This window comes from Micromonospora lacuserhaii (assembly GCF_036902735.1).
Lineage (GTDB): Bacteria > Actinomycetota > Actinomycetes > Mycobacteriales > Micromonosporaceae > Micromonospora.
Genome location: NZ_JBAKHO010000043.1, coordinates 18,543 through 40,112, shown reverse-complemented (window position 1 = coordinate 40,112; position 21,570 = coordinate 18,543). Strand labels below are relative to the sequence as shown.

The 21,570-nt window shown below is 71.9% G+C and carries 20 protein-coding genes; 6 read left to right on the top strand and 14 right to left on the bottom strand.

Going from position 1 to position 21,570, the window contains the following annotated elements; genetic code table 11:
• Positions 1-238 precede the first annotated feature (238 nt).
• The gene (locus tag V6U81_RS22480; protein ID WP_088976967.1) at positions 239-505 is read left to right on the top strand and encodes a BldC family transcriptional regulator; all 267 of its coding nucleotides are present in this window, start codon (positions 239-241) and stop codon (positions 503-505) included.
• A gap of 81 nt (positions 506-586) precedes the next feature.
• On the opposite strand, the gene V6U81_RS22475 is transcribed toward V6U81_RS22480, so the two are convergent.
• Entirely contained in the window at positions 587-1,216 is a 630-nt protein-coding gene (locus V6U81_RS22475; protein ID WP_334491873.1) for a UbiX family flavin prenyltransferase, read from the bottom strand.
• A gap of 143 nt (positions 1,217-1,359) precedes the next feature.
• Here V6U81_RS22475 and V6U81_RS22470 point away from each other — a divergent pair, with 143 nt between their 5' ends.
• Positions 1,360-2,325 (top strand): terpene synthase family protein, encoded by a 966-nt coding sequence (locus tag V6U81_RS22470; protein WP_334491872.1) that lies wholly within the window; start codon positions 1,360-1,362, stop codon positions 2,323-2,325.
• 33 nt (positions 2,326-2,358) lie between these two features.
• Here V6U81_RS22470 and mqnP read toward each other — a convergent pair whose 3' ends face one another.
• Both mqnP and V6U81_RS22460 read right to left on the bottom strand, forming a co-directional pair.
• Positions 2,359-3,270: a menaquinone biosynthesis prenyltransferase MqnP gene (gene mqnP, locus V6U81_RS22465; protein ID WP_334491870.1), complete on the bottom strand. Its 912-nt coding sequence runs from the start codon at positions 3,268-3,270 to the stop codon at positions 2,359-2,361.
• The gene (locus V6U81_RS22460) at positions 3,270-4,730 is read right to left on the bottom strand and encodes a menaquinone biosynthesis decarboxylase (RefSeq protein ID WP_334491869.1); all 1,461 of its coding nucleotides are present in this window, start codon (positions 4,728-4,730) and stop codon (positions 3,270-3,272) included. Before V6U81_RS22460 ends, mqnP begins: the two co-directional genes overlap by 1 nt.
• 156 nt (positions 4,731-4,886) lie before the next feature.
• Between V6U81_RS22460 and V6U81_RS22455 the strand changes: the two genes are divergently transcribed.
• A complete protein-coding gene (locus tag V6U81_RS22455) occupies positions 4,887-5,759 on the top strand; it encodes an alpha/beta fold hydrolase (protein ID WP_334491868.1) in 873 nt (290 codons plus the stop codon).
• Between the two features lie 4 nt (positions 5,760-5,763).
• Here the strand turns inward: V6U81_RS22455 and V6U81_RS22450 are convergent, their stop codons facing one another.
• Positions 5,764-6,324, bottom strand: a complete 561-nt coding sequence (locus tag V6U81_RS22450; RefSeq protein WP_334491867.1) for a carboxymuconolactone decarboxylase family protein — start codon at positions 6,322-6,324, stop codon at positions 5,764-5,766.
• A 63-nt stretch (positions 6,325-6,387) separates the two neighbouring features.
• Between V6U81_RS22450 and V6U81_RS22445 the strand changes: the two genes are divergently transcribed.
• Positions 6,388-6,858: a MarR family winged helix-turn-helix transcriptional regulator gene (locus V6U81_RS22445; protein ID WP_334491865.1), complete on the top strand. Its 471-nt coding sequence runs from the start codon at positions 6,388-6,390 to the stop codon at positions 6,856-6,858.
• A 71-nt stretch (positions 6,859-6,929) separates the two neighbouring features.
• On the opposite strand, the gene ccsB is transcribed toward V6U81_RS22445, so the two are convergent.
• The 6 genes from ccsB to hemL are packed head-to-tail and all read right to left on the bottom strand — an operon-like array spanning position 6,930 to position 12,927.
• A complete protein-coding gene (gene ccsB, locus V6U81_RS22440) occupies positions 6,930-7,916 on the bottom strand; it encodes a c-type cytochrome biogenesis protein CcsB (protein WP_334491864.1) in 987 nt (328 codons plus the stop codon).
• Complete coding sequence (gene resB, locus V6U81_RS22435) at positions 7,916-9,532, bottom strand: cytochrome c biogenesis protein ResB (protein WP_334491863.1); 1,617 nt, start codon at positions 9,530-9,532, stop codon at positions 7,916-7,918. Before resB ends, ccsB begins: the two co-directional genes overlap by 1 nt.
• Complete coding sequence (locus V6U81_RS22430; RefSeq protein ID WP_334491862.1) at positions 9,532-10,371, bottom strand: cytochrome c biogenesis CcdA family protein; 840 nt, start codon at positions 10,369-10,371, stop codon at positions 9,532-9,534. The genes resB and V6U81_RS22430 overlap by 1 nt, the downstream gene beginning before the upstream one ends.
• Entirely contained in the window at positions 10,371-10,943 is a 573-nt protein-coding gene (locus tag V6U81_RS22425; protein ID WP_334491861.1) for a TlpA family protein disulfide reductase, read from the bottom strand. Before V6U81_RS22425 ends, V6U81_RS22430 begins: the two co-directional genes overlap by 1 nt.
• Positions 10,943-11,590: a histidine phosphatase family protein gene (locus V6U81_RS22420; RefSeq protein WP_334491860.1), complete on the bottom strand. Its 648-nt coding sequence runs from the start codon at positions 11,588-11,590 to the stop codon at positions 10,943-10,945. Before V6U81_RS22420 ends, V6U81_RS22425 begins: the two co-directional genes overlap by 1 nt.
• Positions 11,587-12,927, bottom strand: coding sequence for a glutamate-1-semialdehyde 2,1-aminomutase (gene hemL / locus V6U81_RS22415; protein ID WP_334491859.1), 1,341 nt, complete (start codon positions 12,925-12,927; stop codon positions 11,587-11,589). Before hemL ends, V6U81_RS22420 begins: the two co-directional genes overlap by 4 nt.
• Positions 12,928-13,067: 140 nt before the next feature.
• Between hemL and V6U81_RS22410 the strand changes: the two genes are divergently transcribed.
• Complete coding sequence (locus tag V6U81_RS22410; RefSeq protein ID WP_334491858.1) at positions 13,068-13,400, top strand: STAS domain-containing protein; 333 nt, start codon at positions 13,068-13,070, stop codon at positions 13,398-13,400.
• A gap of 27 nt (positions 13,401-13,427) precedes the next feature.
• On the opposite strand, the gene V6U81_RS22405 is transcribed toward V6U81_RS22410, so the two are convergent.
• Positions 13,428-15,020, bottom strand: a complete 1,593-nt coding sequence (locus tag V6U81_RS22405) for an ABC transporter permease (RefSeq protein ID WP_334491857.1) — start codon at positions 15,018-15,020, stop codon at positions 13,428-13,430.
• Positions 15,017-15,925, bottom strand: coding sequence for an ABC transporter ATP-binding protein (locus V6U81_RS22400; RefSeq protein WP_334491856.1), 909 nt, complete (start codon positions 15,923-15,925; stop codon positions 15,017-15,019). The genes V6U81_RS22405 and V6U81_RS22400 overlap by 4 nt, the downstream gene beginning before the upstream one ends.
• A gap of 94 nt (positions 15,926-16,019) precedes the next feature.
• Here V6U81_RS22400 and V6U81_RS22395 point away from each other — a divergent pair, with 94 nt between their 5' ends.
• Positions 16,020-16,529: a GbsR/MarR family transcriptional regulator gene (locus V6U81_RS22395; RefSeq protein WP_334491855.1), complete on the top strand. Its 510-nt coding sequence runs from the start codon at positions 16,020-16,022 to the stop codon at positions 16,527-16,529.
• A gap of 4 nt (positions 16,530-16,533) precedes the next feature.
• Here the strand turns inward: V6U81_RS22395 and V6U81_RS22390 are convergent, their stop codons facing one another.
• Complete coding sequence (locus tag V6U81_RS22390; RefSeq protein ID WP_334491854.1) at positions 16,534-17,094, bottom strand: response regulator; 561 nt, start codon at positions 17,092-17,094, stop codon at positions 16,534-16,536.
• Positions 17,091-21,461, bottom strand: a complete 4,371-nt coding sequence (locus tag V6U81_RS22385; RefSeq protein WP_334491853.1) for a HAMP domain-containing protein — start codon at positions 21,459-21,461, stop codon at positions 17,091-17,093. Before V6U81_RS22385 ends, V6U81_RS22390 begins: the two co-directional genes overlap by 4 nt.
• Positions 21,462-21,570 lie beyond the last annotated feature (109 nt).

Below are 21,570 nucleotides of genomic sequence, written 5' to 3'. Positions count from 1 at the left end.
GCCCGATGCCCGGCATCCGTTGAACATGACAACACGTAACTATTTGCGGACTCGGTGTGATGGAGGTCGGACCCGGGTAATATTTCCTAACTTCCCACTCAGTGCGTTTTTCGCGTTTGGCGGACAGGCCAGGTCGCTGGTGCTGTAATTGCCATACGTCCCTCATGACGGCTCTGGGCTCGCACCGGCCGGGGGCAGTGTGTTCAGCCGGGGGCTTCGTCGACGCGAGGAGGGGGCTGTGGACACTGGAGATCGCCTGCTGACACCGGGTGAGGTCGCCGCGCTGTTTCGGGTGGACCCGAAGACTGTGACGCGTTGGGCGGCGGCCGGCCGGATAGGCAGCATCCGGACTCCAGGCGGGCATCGCCGGTTTCGGGAATCCGAGGTGCGGGCCCTGCTGGAAGGGGAGGGCATGCTGGACGAGGCGGAAGAGATGGGCAAGCCACGCAACGTGGGCCCCGCCGCCTCGACCGGACCGGGGCCGGCCAACGCCGGGATGTACTGAATGGTGCGAGATCGGAGCGCGGACCGGCCGCAGGGACCGGTCCGCTTCCGTCTGAACTGAACCTCCGCCGCGCGGCGCCGGTCAGGAGCGGTCCGCGGCGAGCTGCCCGGACCACCGCCGGAAGAGCGTGTGCGGCACGCCGAGCGCGTCGAGCACCTTGCCGGCCACGAAGTCGACCAGCTGCTGGGCGGTGGCGGACGCCCCCGCGCCGTAGAAGCCGGGACTGGCCGGCAGCACCACCGCGCCGGCGTCGTGCAGCGCGATCAGGTGTTCCAGGTGGCTGCGGGTCACCGGGGTCTCCCGGGGCACCAGCACCACCGGCCGGCGCTCCTTGAGGTTGACCTCAGCGGCCCGCTGCAGCAGGTCCTTGGAGAGGCCGATGGCGATGCCGGCGCAGGCCGCCGTGCTGGCCGGGACCACCGCCATCCCGCGTGCCCGGTAGGAGCCGCTGCTCGGGCCGGCGGCGAGGTCACCGGCCGGCCAGTGCCGCACGTCCGCGTCGCCGAGGTCCCGGCCCAGCCAGGCGGCCAGGTCCTCGGCCCAGTGGGCGTCCCGGAAGGGGCGTCCGGTCTCGTCGAGGACGGTCAGCCGGGCGGCCCGGGAGACGATCAGGTCCACCGGCTCGCCGGCGTCGAGCAGTCCCCGGACTACCGCCGCCGCGTACGGCGTGCCGGACGCCCCGGAGATCCCGACCACCCATGGTTCGCGCATGCCGTCCAGCCTGCCTGGTCACCGCGGAGCCCGGACGACCACCCCCGGTGTCGCGGTCGGCACCGGCCGTCCCTCCGGGCGGCGGGATTTCCACCGACCTGACATGCTGCCGTCGGCGATCCGCGCCGCGGGAGGGATCGGGCATGATCGACAAGGTCCTCTGGTCGTTACGGTCCGACTGTCCCATCCCTTCCCGGTTCTCCCCACACGCCGACGGCGTACAGGAGTGGCTGCTGGACCGCCTCCCCCGGCTCGGCCTGCCGCTGGACGCGCAGGCGCTGGACCGGCTGGACCGGGCCGGCTTCGCCCGGTACGCGGGCCGTCTCCACCCGGACGCCAGCGAGCCGGACCTGCGTACCCTGGCCACCCTGTTCACCTGGTTCTTCCTCGTCGACGACGCCTGCGACGGCCCTGACCGGCTGACGCCGGAGCAGATCCTCGCGCTGCGCGCCGGCACGCTGGGCCTGCTGCACGACGGCCCCCGGCGCCGGCATCCCGGCTTCAGCGGCCCGCTTCGCCGGCTGCTGGTCGAGGCGTGGCGGGTGCCCCGGCGGCGGATGCCGGCCCGCTGGCGGCTGCGCTTCGCCGACGCGGTCGGCCACCACCTCGACGGGACCTGGCGGGAGGCGGCCGCCAAGGAGGCCGGGCGGGCGCCCCGGGTGGCCGAGTACGTGGAGCTGCGCCGCGCCACTTCGGCGGCGTACGTGTCGTACCCGCTGATCGAGTTCGCCACCGACCGGGTGCTGCCCGACCCGGTCTACCACCACCCGCTGCTGCGCCGGCTCGGCGAGCTCGGCAACGACCTGCTCTCCTGGTACAACGACATCGCCTCGCTGGAGCGCGACCGGCTCACCTCGGGCGGCCACAACCTGGTGCTGGCCACGGCGGCGGAGCGGGGCGTGCCGCTGGAGCGGGCGGTGGAGCTGGTCGCCGAGCGCTGGCGGGAGTCGATGCGGCGCTTCGTGGTGCTGCGCGCGGCGGTGCCGTCGTTCGGCCCGGCGCTGGACGAGGCGGTCAACAGCCACCTCGACGGGGTCGCCGGCGCCGTCCGCGGCACCCTCGACTGGACCCTGGAGAGCGCCCGCTATCCCGTCCCGGACCGCACCTGACTTGACGGGTCAGGTGCGGTCGACCCGGCCGGGTCAGGGGCGGAGGTGGAGGCGGATCACCAGGTCGAGCAGGGCGAAGACGAAGAGCGCGATGCCGACGAAGCCGTTGGCGGTGAAGAAGGCCCGGTTGACCTTGCTCAGGTCGGCGGGGCTGACCACCAGGTGCTGGTAGCCGAAGGCGACCGCGGTGAGCGCCAGCCCGATCCACCAGAGCCAGCCGAAGCCGACCAGCGCGCCGAACCAGAGGAAGAGGCCGAAGGTGACCACGTGCGCGACGGTGGAGGCGTGCAGCGCGAAGCGCAGCCCGTAGCGCGCGGGGACGCTGTGCACGCCGATCTCCCGGTCCACGTCGGCGTCCTGGCAGGCGTAGATCAGGTCGAAGCCGCCGATCCAGAGGCCGACGGCCGCGCCGAGCAGCCAGGCCGGCCAGGAGCCGTCCAGGGTGCCGGTGACCGCGAGCCAGGCGCCGACCGGCCCGACCGCCTGGGCGATCGCCAGGATGGCGTGCGGCCAGTCGGTGAACCTCTTGCCGTACGGGTAGACGACCAGCGGCACCACGGCGAGCGGGGCGAGCACCAGGCAGAGCGGGTTGAGCAGGGCCGCCGCGGCGAGGAAGACCACCAGGGCGACGGCCGCGCCGGTCCAGGCCGTGCGGAGGCTCACCGCCCCGGTGACCAGTTCCCGGTTCGCGGTACGCGGGTTCCGCGCGTCGATCCGCCGGTCGAGGATGCGGTTGGCGGCCATCGCGAACGTCCGCGCCCCGACCATCGCCACGGTGATCAGCAGCAGGTCGAGCCAGCGGACGTGCCCGCCGTCGACCTGCATCGCGGTCAGCGCCGACAGGTACGCGAACGGCAGCGCGAAGACCGAGTGCTCGATCGTGACCAGCTTGAGGAAGGACTTGACCCGTCCCGGGTGTTCGACCGGGGCCTCGGTGACGGCCATCAGATCCCGTACTCCTTCCAGCGCTTGTCGACCAGGGAGGCAACCTCCGGCGACATGGTCATCTCCTCGGGCCAGCCCCGGGTGTAGCCCTCGGTGGGCAGCTTGCGGGTGGCGTCGACGCCGACCTTGCCGCCCCAGAACTGCTGGTAGGAGGCGTGGTCGAGGTGGTCCACCGGCCCCTCGGTGAGGAGCAGGTCGCGGGCGTAGTCGACGTTGCCGAAGGCCCGGAAGGCGACCTCGTTGTAGTCGTGCACGTCGCAGTCCTCGTCGACGATCACGATCAGCTTGGTCAGCGACATCAGGTGGGCGCCCCAGATCGCGTTCATCACCTTCTGGGCGTGCTTGGGGTAGCGCTTGCGGATCGAGACGATCGCGCAGTTGTGGAAGACCCCGGCGGCCGGCAGGTCGTAGTCGACGATGTCCGGGATCAGCAGCTTGAGCAGCGGCTGGAAGATTCGCTCGGTGGCTTTGCCGAGGCCGTGGTCCTCCTGCGGCGGCTTGGAGGTGACGATCGAGTGGTAGACCGGGTTGCGCTGCATGGTCATCGCCTCGATGTGCAGCACCGGGAACGGCTCGACCGGGGTGTAGAAGCCAGTGTGGTCGCCGAACGGGCCCTCGGGCAGCCGCTCGCCGGGCTCCAGGTAGCCCTCGAGCACGATCTGGGCGTGCGCCGGGACCTGGAGCGGGACGGTGAGGCAGTCGACCATCTCGACCCGCTCGCCGCGCAGGAAGCCGGCGAAAAGGTACTCGTCGATGTCGCCGGGGAGCGGCGCACTGGCGGCGTACGAGACGACCGGGTCGCAGCCGATCGCGACCGCGACGGGCAGTCGCTGGCCGAGTCGCTCGGCGACCGCGTGGTGGGCGGTGGAGTCCTTGTGGATCTGCCAGTGCATGCCGAGGGTGTTGCGGCCGTGCTGCTGGAGCCGGTAGAGGCCGAGGTTGCGCTTGCCGGTCTCGGGGTGCTTGGTGTGGGTCAGCCCGTAGTTGTGGAAGATCCCGCCGTCGCCGGGCCAGACCTGCAGGCCGGGCAGCTTGTTCAGGTCGACGTCGTCGCCGCGGTAGACGACCTGCTGGCAGGGGGCGGTCTTCACCTTGCGCGGCGGCACCGACTTGAGCTGCATGACCTTGCCCAGGCCCTCGCGGATGCCGGACCAGCCGACCGGCAGCTCCGGCTTGATCAGCGCGCCGATCCGGTCGCCGATCTCGTCGAGCGAGTCGACGCCGAGCGCCATCGCCATCCGCTTCTCGGTGCCGAACAGGTTGATCGCCACCGGCATCTCGCCCCGGGTCGGGTGCTCGAAGAGCAACGCCGGGCCGCCCGCGCGGACGGTCCGGGTGACCACCTCGCTGATCTCCAGCGTGGGGTCGACCGGGACGCTCACCCGCCGCAGCTCGCCCGCGCGCTCCAGCGCCGCGAGGAAGTCCTTGAGATCGGTGTACGGGAAGCCACGAGCCGCCATGGCTGCCAGTCTCCCGCATGGCAGGACGGTCCAACCATGCCGGGTGGTCGTGGCCGGTGTGGGCCGCCCCACGTCCCGCACCGGTGCCGGTGCGGCGGCATGGGCCGGGACCGACGGGGTAGTCCCCGGCGACTGCGGCGGCGGAAGGGGCGGTTGATGGGTGGCGCGCGGGTGCCGGCGGGCTTCACCGAGCAGCGGGTCCAGGTCGGGGACGTGGCGATCAACCATGTCCGGGGTGGCAGTGGGCCGACCCTGGTGCTGCTGCACGGCTATCCGCAGTGCTGGCACATGTGGCGGCACGTGCTGCCCGAGCTGGGGCGCTCGTACGAGGTGGTGGCGCCGGACCTGCGCGGCTTCGGCGACAGCGACGCCCCGCCCGGCGGGTACGACAAGAAGACCCTGGCGGCGGACCTGCACGGGCTGCTCACCGGCCTCGGCCTGGCCGACGACGTCCGGCTGGTGGGCCACGACGTGGGAACGATGGTCGCGTACGCCTACGCCGCCGCCCACCCGGACGTGGTGTCCCGGCTGGTGCTCACCGAGGCGCCCATCCCCGACGAGAGCATCTACTCGATCCCGGCCCTGACGGCCGCCGGCCCGGCGGTGTGGAACTTCGGCTTCTTCAACGTCGTCAACGGGCTGCCGGAGCAGTTGGTCACCGGCCGGGAGACGCTCTGGGTGGACCGGTTCACCGACTCGATCATGGTGAACAAGGGCAGCATCGACCCCTCCGACGTCGAGGAGTACGCCCGCCACCTGCGTAGACCGGACCACCTGCGGGCCAGCTTCGAGTACTTCCGGGCGTTCGGGCAGGACGTCGCGGACAACGCGGCGTACCGGTCGACGAAGCTGCCGATGCCGGTGCTCGCCGTGGGCGCCCGGGCCAGCCTCGGCGAGCGGGTGGCCGAGCAGGTCCGCGGGTACGCCACCACGGTCACCGGTGAGGTGGTCGAGGAGTGCGGCCACTGGCTCTTCGAGGAACGACCGGACGAACTCCTCGACCTGCTGCTGCGGTTCCTGCGCGGCTGACCGGTCAGGCCGCCGGCTCCCAGGCGTGCGCGGCCAGGGGCGGGTCGAGCGGCGCTGCGGTGAGCCGGTTGGCGAAGGTGGAGATCGTGTACGTCCCGACGCCGAGCACCACGTCGAGGGCGTGCCGGGGGCGGAAGCCGGCGTCGAGGAACGCGCCCAACTCCTCGTCCGGCACCGCGCCCCGGTGGTCCAGCACGGCGGCGGTGAACCGGCGCAGCGCCTCCAGCCGGGGGTCCGGCAGCCCGGTGCCGGCCCGCAGGGCGGCGACCAGCTCCGGGGCCGCGCCGTGCCGGTGCAGGGTCGCGGTGTGCATGGCGACGCAGAGGTGGCACTCGTTGCGGGTGGCCACGGTCAGCACGACCACCTCCCGCTCGATCGGGTCGAGGTCGGTGGCCTCGAAGGTGGCGTTGGCGGTGAGGAAGCCCTTGAGCAGTTCGGGGGACTCGGCCATCAGGGCGACGGCGGCGGGCAGGTGGCCGAGCTTGCGCTGCACCCCGCTCATGGTCGGCCGGGCGGCGTCGGGGGCGGTGTCGTGGGTGTGGGTGGTGAAGACCGGTCGGGACATGGCGTTACCCCTCGGTTAAGATGGTCAACGTGGTTGACCAGACAGTAAACGAGGTTGTCGAAGATGACAACGTCTGACCGCCCGGGCTTCGTGCTGCCCCTGCTGCTGCTCGCCGGTTTCCGGACGCTCATCGACGAGCTGCACGCCGAACTGGCCCGGCAGGGCCACCCCGACCTGCGGCCGCTGCACGGCTTCGTTCTCCAGGCCGTCGGTGTCGACGGCACCACCGCCTCCGAGCTGGGCCAGCGGCTCGGCGTCTCCAAGCAGGCGGCGGGCAAGACCGTCGACCGGCTGGTCGCCCTCGGCTACCTGGAACGCGTCGACGACCCCGCCGATGCCCGCCGCAAGCTGGTCCGGATGACCGGGCGGGGCCTGGACGGGCTGCGCCGCTCGGCGGTCGTCTTCGACGCGCTGCGCGACCGCTGGGCGGCCACGCTGGGCGCGGACCGGGTCGACGCGATGGAGGACGATCTGCGCCGGGTCACCGCGGCCGACCTCTTCCGCCTCGACGTCCCCGGCTGGTTCGGCGCCTGACCGCGCCGACGGGCGAGAATGGCGGGATGGACGACGCGTACGTGTCGGGCGACCCGGACGGCCGGGGCCGGTTAGCTGACCCCGGCGTACGAGTGCAGGCCGGTGAAGAAGAAGTTGACCCCGAACAGGTTCATCAGCATGGTCAGGAAGCCGAGCACCGCGATCCAGGTGGCCACGTTGCGCTTCACGCTCGGCGTCGCCCGGGCGTGCAGGTAGCCGGCGTAGACCACCCAGGAGATGAACGCCCAGGTCTCCTTCGGGTCCCAGCCCCACGCCCGACCCCAGGCCGCCTCGGCCCAGATCGCCCCGGCGATCACCGCGAAGGTGAAGATCGGGAAGGCGAAGGCGTGCAGCGCGAAGGTCAGCCGCTCCAGGCCGGCCGCCGCGGGCAGCCGCCGGGCCAGCGTGTACGGGAAGCTCCGCTTGCCGGCCTCGTACCCGTTGCGCAGCAGGAACGCGGTGGCCGGCACCACGCCCAGCAGGAAGATGCCGGAGGCGAAGACGATCGTCGAGACGTGGATGACGAACCAGTACGACTGGAGTGCCGGCATCAGCGGCACCACCTGCACGTAGAGCTTCAGCTCGGCGAAGGCCAGCAGCAGCACCATGACCAGGGTCAGAAAGAGCCCGAGCCGGCGCAGCGCGGGGCGCTTCCAGAGCACCGCCAGCCAGGCCGCCGTCCCGATGAAGGTGACGGTGAGCACGAACTCGTACATGTTGCCCCAGGGCATCCGCTCGGCGGCGATGCCCCGGGTGACCAGCGCGCCCAGGTGCAGCGCGGCAGCCAGCGCGGTGACCCCGGTGGCGATCAGCCCGGCCAGCCGGGCCCGCTCCGCCGACCGGCTGCGCCGGGTCTCGACCGGGGCCGGGCCGGCGGAAGCCTCGACGCCACCGGCGCCGCCCACGGCCCCGACGCCCGCACCCACCAGCTCGCGGGCCGGCGCGGCGGCCGACACGGCGCGGACGTTGCCGAGGGCGTACTCGACGGCGTGGCTGATCATCGCGACCAGGTACGCCAGGATCGCGAAGGTGACCAGCTGGTCGGAGACTGCGGACATCACTCGACTCCCTCTCGCGCCCGCCGGTCGGCCCGCCCGCCGTCGCTGACCGCGGCGACCACCTGGGCGAACTCGTCGGCGAACCCTGGATGCTCGGTGCGCGGCAGCCCACCGGCCTCCACCAAGCTACTACCGCTCGTCGGAGATCCACTGTCGGGGGGCGTCACCCGGAACCAGACCCGCCGCCGGCGGGCGAAGAGCGAACCCATCAGGCCGGCCAGCAGCACCACGCAGGCAACGAGCATCAGCGTCTGGCCGGGGTCGTGCCGCACCGACAGCGTGACGTACGGCTTCGTGCCGAGGAACTCCAGCGTGCTGCCGTCGTCCAGGGTCCATTTCTCGCCGAGGCCCAGCTTCGTGTTGCCGACCTGCTTGAGCTTGCCGTTGGTGACCTGCCGCTGATCGAGCTCGTAGACCGAGCCGGGGATGCCGGCGTCCAACCCGAGGTTGCCCCGGTAGGCGATCAGCTGTACCGCCGGGTTCCGCTCCTCCGGCCAGACCGAGCGGTTGAACGGTGGGCTGTCCGGGGCCGTCGGCATGTAGATCGCGTCGAAGGCCACCTGCTGGTCCGGTGCGCGCTTGCCGGTCTTCGGGTCGACGTTCGCGTCGGGGAAGGTCGCCACGCCCTCCTCGGTGACGTTGGCGTCCCCGGTGGTCAGGAAGGGCACTGTGCTGGTCTGGCTGCGGCCGTACCGGTCGGTGTACTTCAGGATCGGGGCGTACCCGTGGCCGAGCAGGTAGACGTTGGCCGAGCCGAGGCGCAGCGGCGAGTTGACCGAGAAGCCGGCCTGCCGGGTCGCGCCGTCCTGCTCGTCCACGGTCACGGTGGCCCAGAAGCGCGAGGGCTGCCCGGACGGGAAGTACTCCGCCTCGAACCGGTCCAGGGTGAGGCAGAACGGCGGCAGGTCGGCGCTGTCCAGCCGGGGACCGAGGGTCGCCTCGGCGTACTGCTGCCGGGTGTTGCAGAAGGCGTTCTCCTCGCCGGCCACCAGCAGGCGGTTGCCGTGCCAGCCGTACCAGGAGCCGAGCATGACCCCGATCAGCACGGCGATCAGCGAGGTGTGGAAGAGCAGGTTGCCGGTCTCCTTGAGGTACCCCTTCTCGGCGGAGACCTCGTTGCCGCGGACCTCGACCCGCCACCGGCGGGCGCGCAGCACCGCGGCGATCGCCGCCGGGTCGGCGGCGGCCGGCGACTCCAGCACCGCGTGCTGCGGCAGCCGCTCCATCCGCTTCGGCGCGGCCGGCGGCCGGGACCGCAGCGCCCGCACGTGGTCCCGGAGCCGGGGGATGATGCAGCCGACCAGCGAGGTGAAGAGCAGCAGGTAGATCGCGGAGAACCAGACCGAGCCGAAGACCTCGAAGGCGCCGATCCGGTCCAGCTTCGGGGCCAGGTCGGGATGGTCGACGAAGTACTGGTTCACGTTCTCCGGGTTCACCCCGCGCTGCGGCAGCACCGAGCCGGGGATGGCGGCGACCGCGAGCAGGAAGAGCAGCACCAGCGCGGTACGCATGCTGGTCAGCTGTCGCCACGAGTTGCGCAGCAGGGCCAGCACCGGGTTGGGCCGGCGGGGCGCCTCGGCGGGCGGGCTCGCCGGCCGGTCGTCCACGGTCGTCATCAGATGCTCACCTCGCCCACACCCACGGTCGACTGCAACCAGATCACGAAGTTCTGCCACCCACCGGTGACCAGCGCCAGGCCGATCAGGATCAGCAGGGCGCCGCCGATCCGGGTGACCCAGCGGCTGTTGCGTCGCACCGCGCGGAAGACCCCGAGCAGGCGGTGGAAGCCCAGCCCGAAGGCGACGAACGGTACCCCCAGCCCGAGGCAGTACGCCACCGCCAGCACCACGGCCCGGTCGGTCTTGCCGGCCGCGGTGGCCATCCCGAGCACCGCGCCGAGGGTCGGGCCGGTGCAGGGCAGCCAGCTCAACGCGAAGACCGCGCCGAGGACCGGCGCGCCGAGCAGCCCCGCGGCGGGCAGCCGGTTGATCCGGAACTCCCGCTGCATGCCCGGCACCACGCCCAGGTAGCTGAGCCCGAGCAGCACGACCAGCGACCCGATGACGATCTCCAGGGTCCGCTCGTGGTCGAAGAAGACCCGGCCGAAGCTGGCGAAGAGGATCGCGGTGGCGGTGAAGACGACGGTGAACCCGGCGATGAAGAGCAGCGTCCCGGCGAGCACCCGGCCCTTGACCGCGGCGGCCGCTCGGGCGGGCGCGGCGGTGGCGACGGCCACCCCGCCGCCGGCGGCACCGTCGCCCGCGGCAGAGGGCGCCTCGGCCCGGGCCCGGCCCTCCAGGTCCGCGCCGGCCAGCCCGGTCACGTACGACAGGTAGCCCGGCATCAGCGGCAGCACGCACGGGGAGAGGAAGCTGACCAGCCCGGCGAGCGCCGCCGCGCCGATGGCCAGCAGCAGCGGGCCGGACTCGGCGAGCTGGCGGAAGGTCTCGCCCATCAGCGGGATCCGGTGCCCGGCTGCTCGGCGGCGACCTTCTCGACGAGCGGTTGCAGGCCGTCCTGCTTGACGGCGGCCCGGATCACCGTGGCGATCCGGCCCTCCCGGTCCAGCACGACGGTGGCGGGGGTGGTGTTCGGCGGGATGTCGAAGGCGAGCGCCAGCCGGCTGGCCGGGTCGAAGAGGCTCGGGTAGCTCACCCGGCCCTCCTCGAACGCCTTCGCCTTGTCCCGCTGGTCCTGCACGTTGATGCCGAGGAACGTCACGCCCGAGCCCTTGGTGGCCTGGTAGGTGGCCTCCAGGTCGTCGGCCTCGGCCCGGCACGGCGCGCACCAGGAGCCCCAGAAGTTGACCACGACGACCTGGCCGCGGGCCTGGGAGATGTCGTAGCTGCCACCGGTGAGCAGCTCGCCGCTCACCTTCGGGGTCTTCGACCGCTGGTCCGGCGCGCACTCGATGATGCCGGCGTTGTTGGCGCAGCGGCTCTCCTCGCTGCCGGAGGAGCAGCCGACCAGCGCCGTCGCGGCGGCGACGACGGCGAGCAGGGCGGCGACCGGCCTCCGGGTGAGCATCAGGCCCCCTTGGCCGTCCGAGCGGTCGGCGAGATGTTGATCAAGTGCGCGGCCGGCTCGGAGTAGCCGATCCCGGTCACCTTCGCGCCGTCGAAGTGGAAGGAGGTGAGGCTGGCCAGCCCGCACTGGCGGCGGCGCGGGTCGTGCCAGAGCCGCTTGCGCTCGACGTACCGGCGCAGCGTCCAGATGGGCAGCTGGTGGGAGACGAGCACCGCCTCGCGCCCCTCGGCGGCGACCCGGGCGGCGTGCACCGCGGCGAACATCCGCTCGGCGATGGCCACGTATGCCTCACCCCAGGACGGGGTCACCGGGTCGCGCAGCACCCACCAGTTGCGCGGGTCGCGGAACGAGCCGTCACCCGGGGAGACCTTCTTGCCCTCGAACCAGTTGGCGCTCTCGATCAGCCGCTCGTCCACCCCGACCGGGAGCCCGAACTGGGCGGCGATCGGCTCGGCGGTCTGCTGGGCGCGTTCCAGCGGGCTCGCCACCACGTGCACGACCTCCCGCTCGGCGACCGCCTGGGCGGCCGCCTTGGCCATCTGGACGCCCAGCTCGGAGAGGCGGAAACCGGGCAGCCGCCCGTAGAGGATCTGATCCGGGTTGTAGACCTCGCCGTGCCGCAGCACGTGGACCACCGTCTTGCTCACGCCCCACCCCCCGCGGCCGCAGCCGCCGCGTTCGCCGCCGTCGGAAGCGCGGCGGAGATCTTTTCCAGCGCGGCGTCGTCGATCGCCGCCGACACGAACCACGACTCGAACGCGCTCGGCGGCAGGTAGACGCCGGCGGCGAGCATCGCGTGGAAGAACGCCTTAAACGCGGGCACCTGCTGGGCGCGGGCGCTGTCGTAGTCGACCACGTCGGCGTCGGTGAAGAAGATCGAGAACATGCTGCCCGCGTACGACAGGCGGTGCGGAACCCCGGCGGCGGCCAGCGCGTCGGCGGCCAGCTTGCCCACGACGGCGGCCGTCTCGTCGAGCCTGCGGTAGAGCGCGTCGTCGGCGAGCCGGAGGGTGGCCAGGCCGGCGGCGCAGGCCAGCGGATTGCCGGAGAGCGTGCCGGCTTGGTAGACCGGGCCGGCCGGGGCCAGCTTTTCCATGATCTCCGTGCGCCCGCCGAACGCGGCGGCGGGCAGCCCACCGCCCATGACCTTGCCGTACGTCCAGAGGTCGGCGTCGGACGGGTCGAGGCCGTGCCAGCCGGCGCGGGAGACCCGGAACCCGGTCATCACCTCGTCGACGATGAGCAGCGCGCCGTGCGCGTGCGCGATGGCCGCGAGCTGCTGGTTGAAGCCGTCGCGCGGGGCGACCACGCCCATGTTGCCGGCGGCGGCCTCGGTGATGACCGCGGCGATGTGCGGCCCCTCGGCGGCGAAGGCCGCCTCGACCGCGGTGATGTCGTTGTACGGCAGCACGATGGTGTCGCCCGCCGCCGCGCCGGTCACCCCGGGCGAGTCGGGCAGGCCGAGCGTCGCCACGCCGGAGCCGGCGGCGGCGAGCAGCGCGTCGGAGTGGCCGTGGTAGCAGCCGGAGAACTTGATGATCTTCGGCCGACCGGTGAAGCCGCGGGCCAGCCGGATCGCCGACATGGTCGCCTCGGTGCCCGAGTTGACCAGGCGCACCTGCTCGACCGGGGTCCGGTCGACGATCTCGGCGGCCAGCTCCACCTCACCCGGGGTGGGGGTGCCGAAGCTGGTGCCGCGCCCGGCGGCGTCCCGGATGGCCTCGACCACCTCGGGGTGGGCGTGGCCGAGGATCAGCGGGCCCCAGGAGCAGACCAGGTCGACGTAGCGCCGGCCGTCGGCGTCGTAGAGCCAGGGACCCTCCCCCCGGACCATGAAGCGGGGGGTGCCGCCGACGGCGCGGAAGGCGCGCACGGGGGAGTTCACCCCGCCCGGCACGATTGCCTTGGCGCGGTCGAACAGGGCCTCGGAGGCCGGCGCGTCGGCCGGGTAACGGCCGGATCCGGCGGAAAAGGTATCGGTCACGATGCCGCCATTGTGTCAGCGCCGGGGCGTTGATCCGCAGCCACCCCGGGGCGGGGTTACCAGACTCACGCCGTGCGCGGGCGGGAGGGCGGCTGACGTCTCACCGGGCCGGGCCGTCGAGATCGCGATAGGCTGACGCGGTGGATCGTGCCGAACTGTCCATCACGCTACACCGGACAGGCGACGAGGTCGTGCTTCGCCTGGCCGGTGAGATCGACATGCTCACCGCCGCCCAGCTGTCGACCGTCGTGAATGAAGTGCTCGCCGATCCCCCGCCCCGCATCGTGCTCGACATGGGTGGGGTCAGCTTCTGCGACTCCCAGGGCCTGGGCACCCTGGTGGTGCTCAGCCGCAAGGCCAGCCACGCGCGGAGCCTGCTGGTGCTCAGCAACGTCGGCGACTTCCTGCTCCGCGTCCTGGACATCACCGGCCTCCGCTCCGCCCTGATGATCCGCAACGAAACCGCCTCCTGACCCACCCCCCGCAGCGGGGAGGCGGGGTCAGGTGGTCGGGACGTCGCGGCGGCGGAAGGCGGTCAGGCCGGCCAGCGCCAGCAGGAGGGCCAGGGCCGCCATGATGATCAGCGGAGCGGCCGTCCAGTGGTCGCCCAGCACCTGCGGGGTGTGGCTGAACGGGGAGACGTCCAGCAGCCACTGGCTCAACTCCAGCACCGCGCCCAACTGACCGAGCAGCACGCAGACGGCCAGCACCGCCCAGGCCACCGGTGCGAGCCGGGGCAGCAGCCCGAAGAGCAGCACCGCGAGACCGGCCAGCACCCACGCCGCGGGCACCTGGGCCAGCGCGGCCCCGACCATCCGGGGCAGCTCGCGCGGCACGTCCTGGACGCTCAGCCCGTAGGTCAGGCCGGTGGCGAACCCGGTCACGGCGAGCACCACGACCGGCCCCAGCAGGGCGAACACCAGGTGCGACAGGAGCCAACCGGACCGGTGCACCCCGGTGGCCAGCAGCGGCTCGGCCCGCCCGGCGGTCTCCTCCGACCGCATCCGCAGCGCCGCCTGGATGCCGTACCCGGCCGCGGCGAGGCCGGCCAGGCTCAACGTCGCCCCGAGGTACGCCTCGGCCAGCCCCGAGGCGCCGCCCAGCCGGGCCATGATCTGCTCCAGCTCGCGGTTCCCCTCGACCGATTTGCCCGCGGCGTTCGCCGCCCCGCCCAGGATCAGCCCGAGCAGGCCGAAGCCGACCGACCACCAGAGGATCTGCCCCCGGTGCAGGCGCCAGGCCAACCCGAACGGCCCGGCGAGCGCGCGACCCGCGGTGGCCGGGCCGAGCCGGAGCGGCAGCAGGCCGGCGCCCAAATCCCGGCGGACCGACAGCGGGTACGCGACGGCGGCGAGCAGCACGGTCGCCGCGACGGGCAGCGCCAGCACCCACCAGCGCTCCCCCTCGTACGCCCGGATGCGGGGCGCCCAGCCGAGCGGGGAGAGCCAACTCGGCCAGTCGTGGCTGGCGGTGTCCCCGAGGAGCCGGAGCCCGAAGGCCGCCCCGAGGACGGCGATCGCGATTCCCCGGGCGCCACCCGCGGTCTCGGTGAGCTGGGCGGCGAGCCCGCCGACGGTGGCGAAGACGATGCCCACCAGCGCGGCCGAGAGCCCGTACGCCAGCGAGCCGCCCGCCGGCAGGCCGGTGGCGACCAGCCCGGCGGCGGTCAGCAGGCCGAGCAGCAGGTCGGCCGCGTACGTCACCAGCAGCGCGGCGGTGAGACCGGCGTACCGGCCGAGCACGGTGGCACCGAGCAGTTCCCGGCGACCGGCCTCCTCCTCGGTGCGGGTGTGCCGGATGACGGTGAGCAGGCTGGCCAGCCCGATGATCACCGACAGGAACCCGCCGCGCTGGGCGGTCAGCGCCCCGACGCTCTCGCCGTACACGGGGCCGAGCAGGGCGATGATGGACGGGTTGCGGGCGGTGCCGGCGGTGTACGCGGCCCGCTCGGCGGCCGACGGGAAGAGCTCGAAGTAGCTGGCCGCGTACGTCATCGGCAGCACGGCGAGCAACAGCACCCAGATCGGCAGCAGGACGCGGTCCCGGCGCAGCATCAACCGGACCAGGTGGCGGGTGCCGGCGAGGGTGCTCATCGGGACGCCTCGGCGCGCTCGCCGGTGCTCTCGTAGTGCCGCAGGAACAGCTCCTCCAGCGTGGGCGGCTTGCTGACCAGGCTGCGTACGCCGATCCGGGTGAGCAGCCGCAGCGCGGCGTCCAGGGCGGCGGTGTCCACGTCGAAGCGGACCCGGTTACCGTCCACCCGCAGGTCGTGCACGCCGGCGAGGTCGGCGAGGCCGTCCACCGGGCCGGCGATCTCCGCGTCGATGGCCGTGCGGTGCAGGTGGCGCAGCTCGGTCAGGGTGCCGGTCTCGACGTCGCGGCCGTTGCGGATGATCGTCACCCGGTCGCAGAGCGCCTCGACCTCGGCGAGGATGTGGCTGGAGAGCAGCACCGTCCGGCCGTCCCGCTTGGCCCGGCCCACCCAGTGCTGGAAGACCTCCTCCATGAGGGGGTCGAGCCCGGAGGTGGGCTCGTCGAGGATGAGCAGCTCGACGTCGGAGGCGAGGGCGGCGACCAGGCCGACCTTCTGCCGGTTGCCCTTGGAGTAGGCCCGGCCCTTCTTGCGCGGGTCGAGTTCGAACGACTCCAGCAGCTCGGCCCGGCGCTTCGGGTCGAGGCCACCGCGCATCCGGCCGAGCAGGTCGATCACCTCCCCGCCGGAGAGCTGGGGCCAGAGGGTGACGTCGCCGGGGACGTACGCCAGCCGGCGGTGCAGCGCGACCGCGTCCCGCCACGGGTCGCCGCCGAGCAGTCGGACGGCCCCCGCGTCCGCCCGCAGCAGCCCGAGCAGCACCCGGATGGTGGTCGACTTCCCGGAGCCGTTGGGGCCGAGGAAGCCGTGCACCTCGCCGGCGCGGACGGTGAGGTCGAGGCCGTCGAGCGCCGTGGTCCGGCCGAAGGTCTTGACCAGGCCGGTCACCTCGATGGGAGTTTCCATGTATCGGAAGCTACACTCGTTTCACAAAGTTGTGAAGACTGTGAGAGCTGAGGCACGATCGCCTTCCCGACCCGCAGACGAGGAGCCCACCCCGATGCCTGACGACCGCCGGCCCACCCCCGACGAGGACGAGGTCCACCTCTTCGTCGAGCGGATGGCGATGGCCTTCGCGGACGTCGGGTTCCCCCGGATGGCCGCCCGGGTGCTCTTCGCCGTGATGAGCGCCGACGACCCGTTGACCGCCGCCGAGATCGGCGACCGGCTCGGGGTCAGCGCCGCGGCCGTCTCCGGCGCGGTCCGCTACCTCACCCAGTTCGGCATGCTCGTCCGCGAGCCGGTGAAGGGATCCCGCCGGGACCGCTACCGGATGCCCGACAACCCCTGGTACGAGGCGACGGTGACCAAGACCGGCCTCTACAAGAACTTCATCGACATCTCGTCCGCCGGCGTCGAGGCGCTGCACGGCCCGGCGACCCCCGGCGGCGAGCGGGTCGCCGAGATGCGCGACTTCTTCCTCTTCGTCCAGGAGGAGATCGACTCCCTGGGTGAACGCTGGCGCGCCCGTCGGGCCGCCGCCGGCCACCACCGCCGCACCGCCCCCTGACGGGTCAGGGGGCGGTGTTGCCCCAGCGGGCCTGCTCCAGGATCTCCAGCGCGCGGTCCTGGGCGTCCGGGTCGTCGCCGATCCGCAGCAGCGTCGTCGCCTCGTCCACCGCGTCGGTGAGCACCCGCCACTGTGCGTCCCGCTCCCGCACCACGTCGGACTGGGCGGCCAGCTGGCGGGTCTTCACCCACAGCTCCACGAAGACCGACACCTTCGCCCGCAGCACCCAAGGGTCGAACGGCTTGGTCAGGTAGTCCACTGCGCCCACCGCGTAGCCGCGCAGCGCCAGCTGGGCGTCCTTGTCGGCCGCGGTCAGGAAGATGATCGGCACGTGCCGGGTCCGCTCCCGCCGCTTGATGTGGCTGGCGGTCTCGAAGCCGTCCATGTCGGGCATCTGCGCGTCCAGCAGGATGACGGCGAAGTCGTCCACCAGCAGCTGCTTCAACGCCGCCTCGCCGCTCTCCACGGCGACGGACTGCACCGGAAGCCCCTGGAGGATGGCCTCCAGGGCCATCAGGTTCTCCCGCCGGTCGTCCACCAGCAGCGCCTTGGCCATCTGCGTCACGAATTCTCCTCGCCTCGGCTGCCGCTGATCCAGGACGCCATTCGCTCGATCAGCTCGTCCAGGTCCACCGGCTTGGTGATGTAGTCACTACCCCCGGCCGCCAGCGCCGACTCACGGTCGCCGGGCATCGCCTTCGCCGTCAGGAAGACGATCGGCAGGTCCGCGAAGCGGTGGTTGCGGCGGATCTGCCGGGTGGTCTCGTACCCGTCCTGGTCGGGCATCATCGCGTCCATCAGCACGATGTCCACCTCCGGATGCTCGGCCAGCAGGCGGACACCGTCCGCCCCGTTGTCCGAGTACAGCACGGTCATCCCGTGCAGTTCCAATGCGCTGGTCAGGGCGAAGACGTTGCGCACGTCGTCGTCCACGATCAGCACCGTGGCGCCGTCCAGCTGCCGGGTCACCGGCGCCTCCGGCGCCGCGGGCAGCAGCTCCATCGGGGGCATCAGCAGCGACGACGGCAGGCCCGCGCGCTGCGGCGACGGCAACTGCGGCGCCACCACCGAATCCGGCGCCAGCACATCGGGTACGAAGAGGGTGAAGGTCGAACCCTGCCCCGGCGCGGACGACACGGTGATCGAGCCCCCGATCAGGCGGGCCAGGTCCCGGCTGATCGACAGCCCCAGCCCGGTGCCGCCGTAGCGGCGGCTGGTGGTGCCGTCGGCCTGCTGGAACGCCTCGAAGATGAGCGACAGCTTGTCGTCGGAGATGCCGATGCCGGTGTCGATCACCGTGAAGGCGATCACCTGCTGGGCATTGGTCAGCGCAGGCACGTCGAAGACGGCGTTCTCCGGCGCCGGGGCGATCCGCAGGGTGACCGCGCCGTTGTCGGTGAACTTCACCGCGTTGGAGAGCAGGTTGCGCAGGATCTGCTGCAACCGCTGGGCGTCCGTGACGAGCGCCGGCGGCAGCTCCTTGGCCACCCGTACCTGGAAGTCCAGGCCCTTCTCCTCCGCCTGCGGGGCGAACGCCTGCTCGACGTAGCCGCGGATCTCGGCGAACCGGATCTCGGTGGGCTCGACGTCCATCCGGCCCGCCTCGATCTTGGACAGGTCCAGGATGTCGTCGATCAGCGAGAGCAGGTCCGAGCCGGCGCTGTGGATCGTGCGGGCGAACTCGATCTGCTTGCGGGTGAGGTTCTGCTCCGAGTTCTCGGCCAGCAGGCGGGCCAGCAGCAGCAGCGAGTTCAGCGGCGTCCGCAGCTCGTGGCTCATGTTCGCCAGGAACTCCGACTTGTACGCCGACGCCCGGGTGAGCTGCTGGGCCTTCTCCTCCAGGCCGAGCCGGGCCAGTTCGATCTCCCGGTTCTTGGTCTCGATGTTGCCCTTCTGCTCCGAGAGCAGCTTCGCCTTGTCCTCCAGCTCGGCGTTGGTGCGCTGCAACTCCGCCGACTGGTCCTGAAGTTCCAGGGCGAGCCGCTGCGACTGGGCCAGCAGCTCCTCCGTACGCCGGTTGGCCTGGATGGTGTTGACGGCGATGCCGATAGTGAGCACCAGCCGCTCCAGGAACTGCAGGTGCAGCCCGGAGAAGCGGGCCACGCTGGCGAACTCGATCACCCCGAGCTGCTCGCCCTCGAAGAGGACGGGGAGCACCACAAGGTCGGCCGGGGGCGTCTCGGCGAGCCCGGAGCGCAGCGTGAGCCGCCCGTCGGGCAGCGCGTTCAGCCGGATCGTCCGGCGCGACAGCGCGGCCTGCCCGACCAGCCCCTCACCGGGGCCGAAGGTGACGTCGTGACCCCGGGCCACGTACCCGTACGAGGCGGTGAGCCGCAGCCGCATCACGCCCTCGGAGGTGTCCGCCAGGAAGAAGGCGCCGAGCTGCGCGTCGACCAGCGGGGTCACCTCCATCATGATCATGCGGCAGACCTCGCCGAGGTCCCGCTGCCCCTGGAGCAGGCCGCCGATCCGGGCCAGGTTGGAGTCCAGCCAGCCCTGCTCGGCGTTCTTCTTGGTCGTCTCCCGGAGGGTGACGATCATCTGGTTGATGTTGTCCTTGAGCTCGGCGACCTCGCCCTGCGCCTTGACCGCGATCCGCTGGGTCAGGTCGCCGCGGGTCACCGAGGTGGAGACCTGGGCGATCGCCCGCAGCTGGGTGGTCAGGGTCGAGGCGAGCTGGTTGACGTTCTCCGTCAGGTCCCGCCAGGTGCCGGAGACACCCTTCACCTGCGCTTGACCGCCCAGCTTGCCCTCGATGCCCACCTCGCGGGCCACCCGGGTGACCTCGTCGGCGAACGAGGAGAGCTGGTCGACCATCGTGTTGACCGTCGACTTCAGCTCCAGGATCTCGCCCTGCGCGTCGACGGTGATCTTCTGGCTCAGGTCACCCTTGGCCACCGCGGTGGTGACCGAGGCGATGTTGCGCACCTGCGACGTCAGGTTCGACGCCATCGAGTTCACGTTGTCGGTCAGGTCCCGCCAAGTGCCGGAGACACCCTTCACCTGCGCCTGACCGCCCAGCTTGCCCTCGGTACCCACCTCACGGGCCACCCGGGTCACCTCGTCCGCGAACGACGAGAGCTGGTCCACCATCGTGTTGACCGTCGACTTCAGCTCCAGGATCTCGCCCCGGGCGTCCACGGTGATCTTCTGCGACAGGTCACCCTTCGCCACCGCGGTGGAGACCTGGGCGATGTTCCGCACCTGGGCGGTCAGGTTCGAGGCCATCGAGTTCACGTTGTCGGTGAGGTCGCGCCAGGTGCCGGCCACGCCGCGGACCTGGGCCTGGCCGCCGAGCTTTCCCTCGGTACCCACCTCACGGGCCACCCGGGTCACCTCGTCGGCGAACGACGAGAGCTGGTCGACCATCGTGTTGACCGTCGACTTCAGCTCCAGGATCTCGCCCCGGGCATCGACGGTGATCTTCTGGCTCAGGTCCCCCTTGGCCACCGCCGTGGTGACCGAGGCGATGTTGCGCACCTGCGACGTCAGGTTCGACGCCATCGAGTTCACGTTGTCGGTCAGGTCCCGCCAAGTGCCGGAGACACCCTTCACCTGCGCCTGACCGCCCAGCTTGCCCTCGGTACCCACCTCACGGGCCACCCGGGTCACCTCGTCCGCGAACGACGAGAGCTGGTCCACCATCGTGTTGACGGTGTTCTTCAGCTCCAGGATCTCGCCCTGCGCGTCCACGGTGATCTTCTGCGACAGGTCGCCCTTTGCGACCGCCGTCGACACCTGGGAGATGTTGCGGACCTGGCTGGTCAGGTTGCCGGCGAGCTGGTTGACGTTCTCCGTCAGGTCCCGCCAGGTGCCGGAGACCCCGCGGACCTGGGCCTGACCGCCCAGCTTGCCCTCGATGCCCACCTCGCGGGCCACCCGGGTCACCTCGTCCGCGAACGACGAGAGCTGGTCCACCATCGTGTTGACGGTGTCCTTCAGCTCCAGGATCTCGCCCTGCGCGGCCACCGTGATCTTCTGGCTCAGGTCACCCCGGGCGACCGCCGTGGAGACCTGGGCGATGTTGCGGACCTGGCTGGTCAGGTTCGACGCCATCGAGTTGACGCTGTCGGTCAGGTCTTTCCAGGTGCCGGCGACGTTCGGCACCTCCGCCTGGCCGCCGAGCTTGCCTTCGGTGCCCACCTCGCGGGCCACCCGGGTCACCTGCTCGGCGAAGAGCCGCAGGGTGTCGGTGAGCGAGTTGAAGGTGTGCGCCAGCTCGGCCACCTCACCCTTGGCCGACACGGTGATCTTCTGGGACAGGTCGCCCTTGGCCACCGCCGTGGCCACCTGCGAGATCGACCGCACCTGGTACGTCAGATTCGACGCCATGGTGTTCACCGAGTCGGTCAGGTCCTTCCAGGTGCCGGCGACGCCCCGCACGTCCGCCTGGCCGCCCAGCTTGCCCTCGGTGCCCACTTCGCGGGCCACCCGGGTCACCTCGTTGGAGAAGGACGAGAGCTGGTCGACCATCGTGTTGACGGTGCGGCCGATGCGCAGGAACTCACCGCGCAGCGGGCGACCGTCGATCTCCAGCGCCATGTGCTGGGAGAGGTCGCCGTCGGCCACCGCCATGATCACCCGGGCGATCTCGGTGGTGGGTCGGCCCAGGTCGTCGATGAGCGAGTTGACCGCCCGCTGCCCCTCGGCCCAGGAGCCGTCCAGCCCCTCCTCGTCGAGCCGCTCGGTCAGTCGACCGTCCCGGCCGACGATCCGGCTGATTCGACGCAGGTCGAGATGCTGGCGCTCCTGCAGCGCCACCACGTCGTTGAAGGCGTCCGCCACCTCACCGGCCGCGCCCGCCCGCCGGGGCAGCCGGACCTTGAACTCGCCATGACGGACCCGCCGCAACGCCTCCGCCAGCTCGACCAGGAGCGCGTCGTGCTCGGAAGCGGACGGATCAGCGGTCACCGACTGTTTCGCTGTCATCATTCCTCGCTCGCCTCGGGCCTTCGGCGCGTGGCCGACACGCCGCCATCCCATCATTGTGCCCGGGCCGGTGTCGACGCCACGGACCCGCGGTGCGGCGGCGACACGCGAG

What these genes read in the sequence shown, in the direction of transcription:
- V6U81_RS22475 (WP_334491873.1), bottom strand. Translation starts at nt 1,216, where the DNA reads ATGCGCGAACCATGGGTGGTCGGGATCTCCGGGGCGTCCGGCACGCCG.
- V6U81_RS22470 (WP_334491872.1), top strand. Translation starts at nt 1,360, where the DNA reads ATGATCGACAAGGTCCTCTGGTCGTTACGGTCCGACTGTCCCATCCCT.
- mqnP (WP_334491870.1), bottom strand. Translation starts at nt 3,270, where the DNA reads ATGGCCGTCACCGAGGCCCCGGTCGAACACCCGGGACGGGTCAAGTCC.
- V6U81_RS22460 (WP_334491869.1), bottom strand. Translation starts at nt 4,730, where the DNA reads ATGGCGGCTCGTGGCTTCCCGTACACCGATCTCAAGGACTTCCTCGCG.
- V6U81_RS22455 (WP_334491868.1), top strand. Translation starts at nt 4,887, where the DNA reads ATGGGTGGCGCGCGGGTGCCGGCGGGCTTCACCGAGCAGCGGGTCCAG.
- V6U81_RS22450 (WP_334491867.1), bottom strand. Translation starts at nt 6,324, where the DNA reads ATGTCCCGACCGGTCTTCACCACCCACACCCACGACACCGCCCCCGAC.
- V6U81_RS22445 (WP_334491865.1), top strand. Translation starts at nt 6,388, where the DNA reads ATGACAACGTCTGACCGCCCGGGCTTCGTGCTGCCCCTGCTGCTGCTC.
- ccsB (WP_334491864.1), bottom strand. Translation starts at nt 7,916, where the DNA reads ATGTCCGCAGTCTCCGACCAGCTGGTCACCTTCGCGATCCTGGCGTAC.
- resB (WP_334491863.1), bottom strand. Translation starts at nt 9,532, where the DNA reads ATGACGACCGTGGACGACCGGCCGGCGAGCCCGCCCGCCGAGGCGCCC.
- V6U81_RS22430 (WP_334491862.1), bottom strand. Translation starts at nt 10,371, where the DNA reads ATGGGCGAGACCTTCCGCCAGCTCGCCGAGTCCGGCCCGCTGCTGCTG.
- V6U81_RS22425 (WP_334491861.1), bottom strand. Translation starts at nt 10,943, where the DNA reads ATGCTCACCCGGAGGCCGGTCGCCGCCCTGCTCGCCGTCGTCGCCGCC.
- V6U81_RS22405 (WP_334491857.1), bottom strand. Translation starts at nt 15,020, where the DNA reads ATGAGCACCCTCGCCGGCACCCGCCACCTGGTCCGGTTGATGCTGCGC.
- V6U81_RS22400 (WP_334491856.1), bottom strand. Translation starts at nt 15,925, where the DNA reads ATGGAAACTCCCATCGAGGTGACCGGCCTGGTCAAGACCTTCGGCCGG.
- V6U81_RS22395 (WP_334491855.1), top strand. Translation starts at nt 16,020, where the DNA reads ATGCCTGACGACCGCCGGCCCACCCCCGACGAGGACGAGGTCCACCTC.
- V6U81_RS22385 (WP_334491853.1), bottom strand. Translation starts at nt 21,461, where the DNA reads ATGATGACAGCGAAACAGTCGGTGACCGCTGATCCGTCCGCTTCCGAG.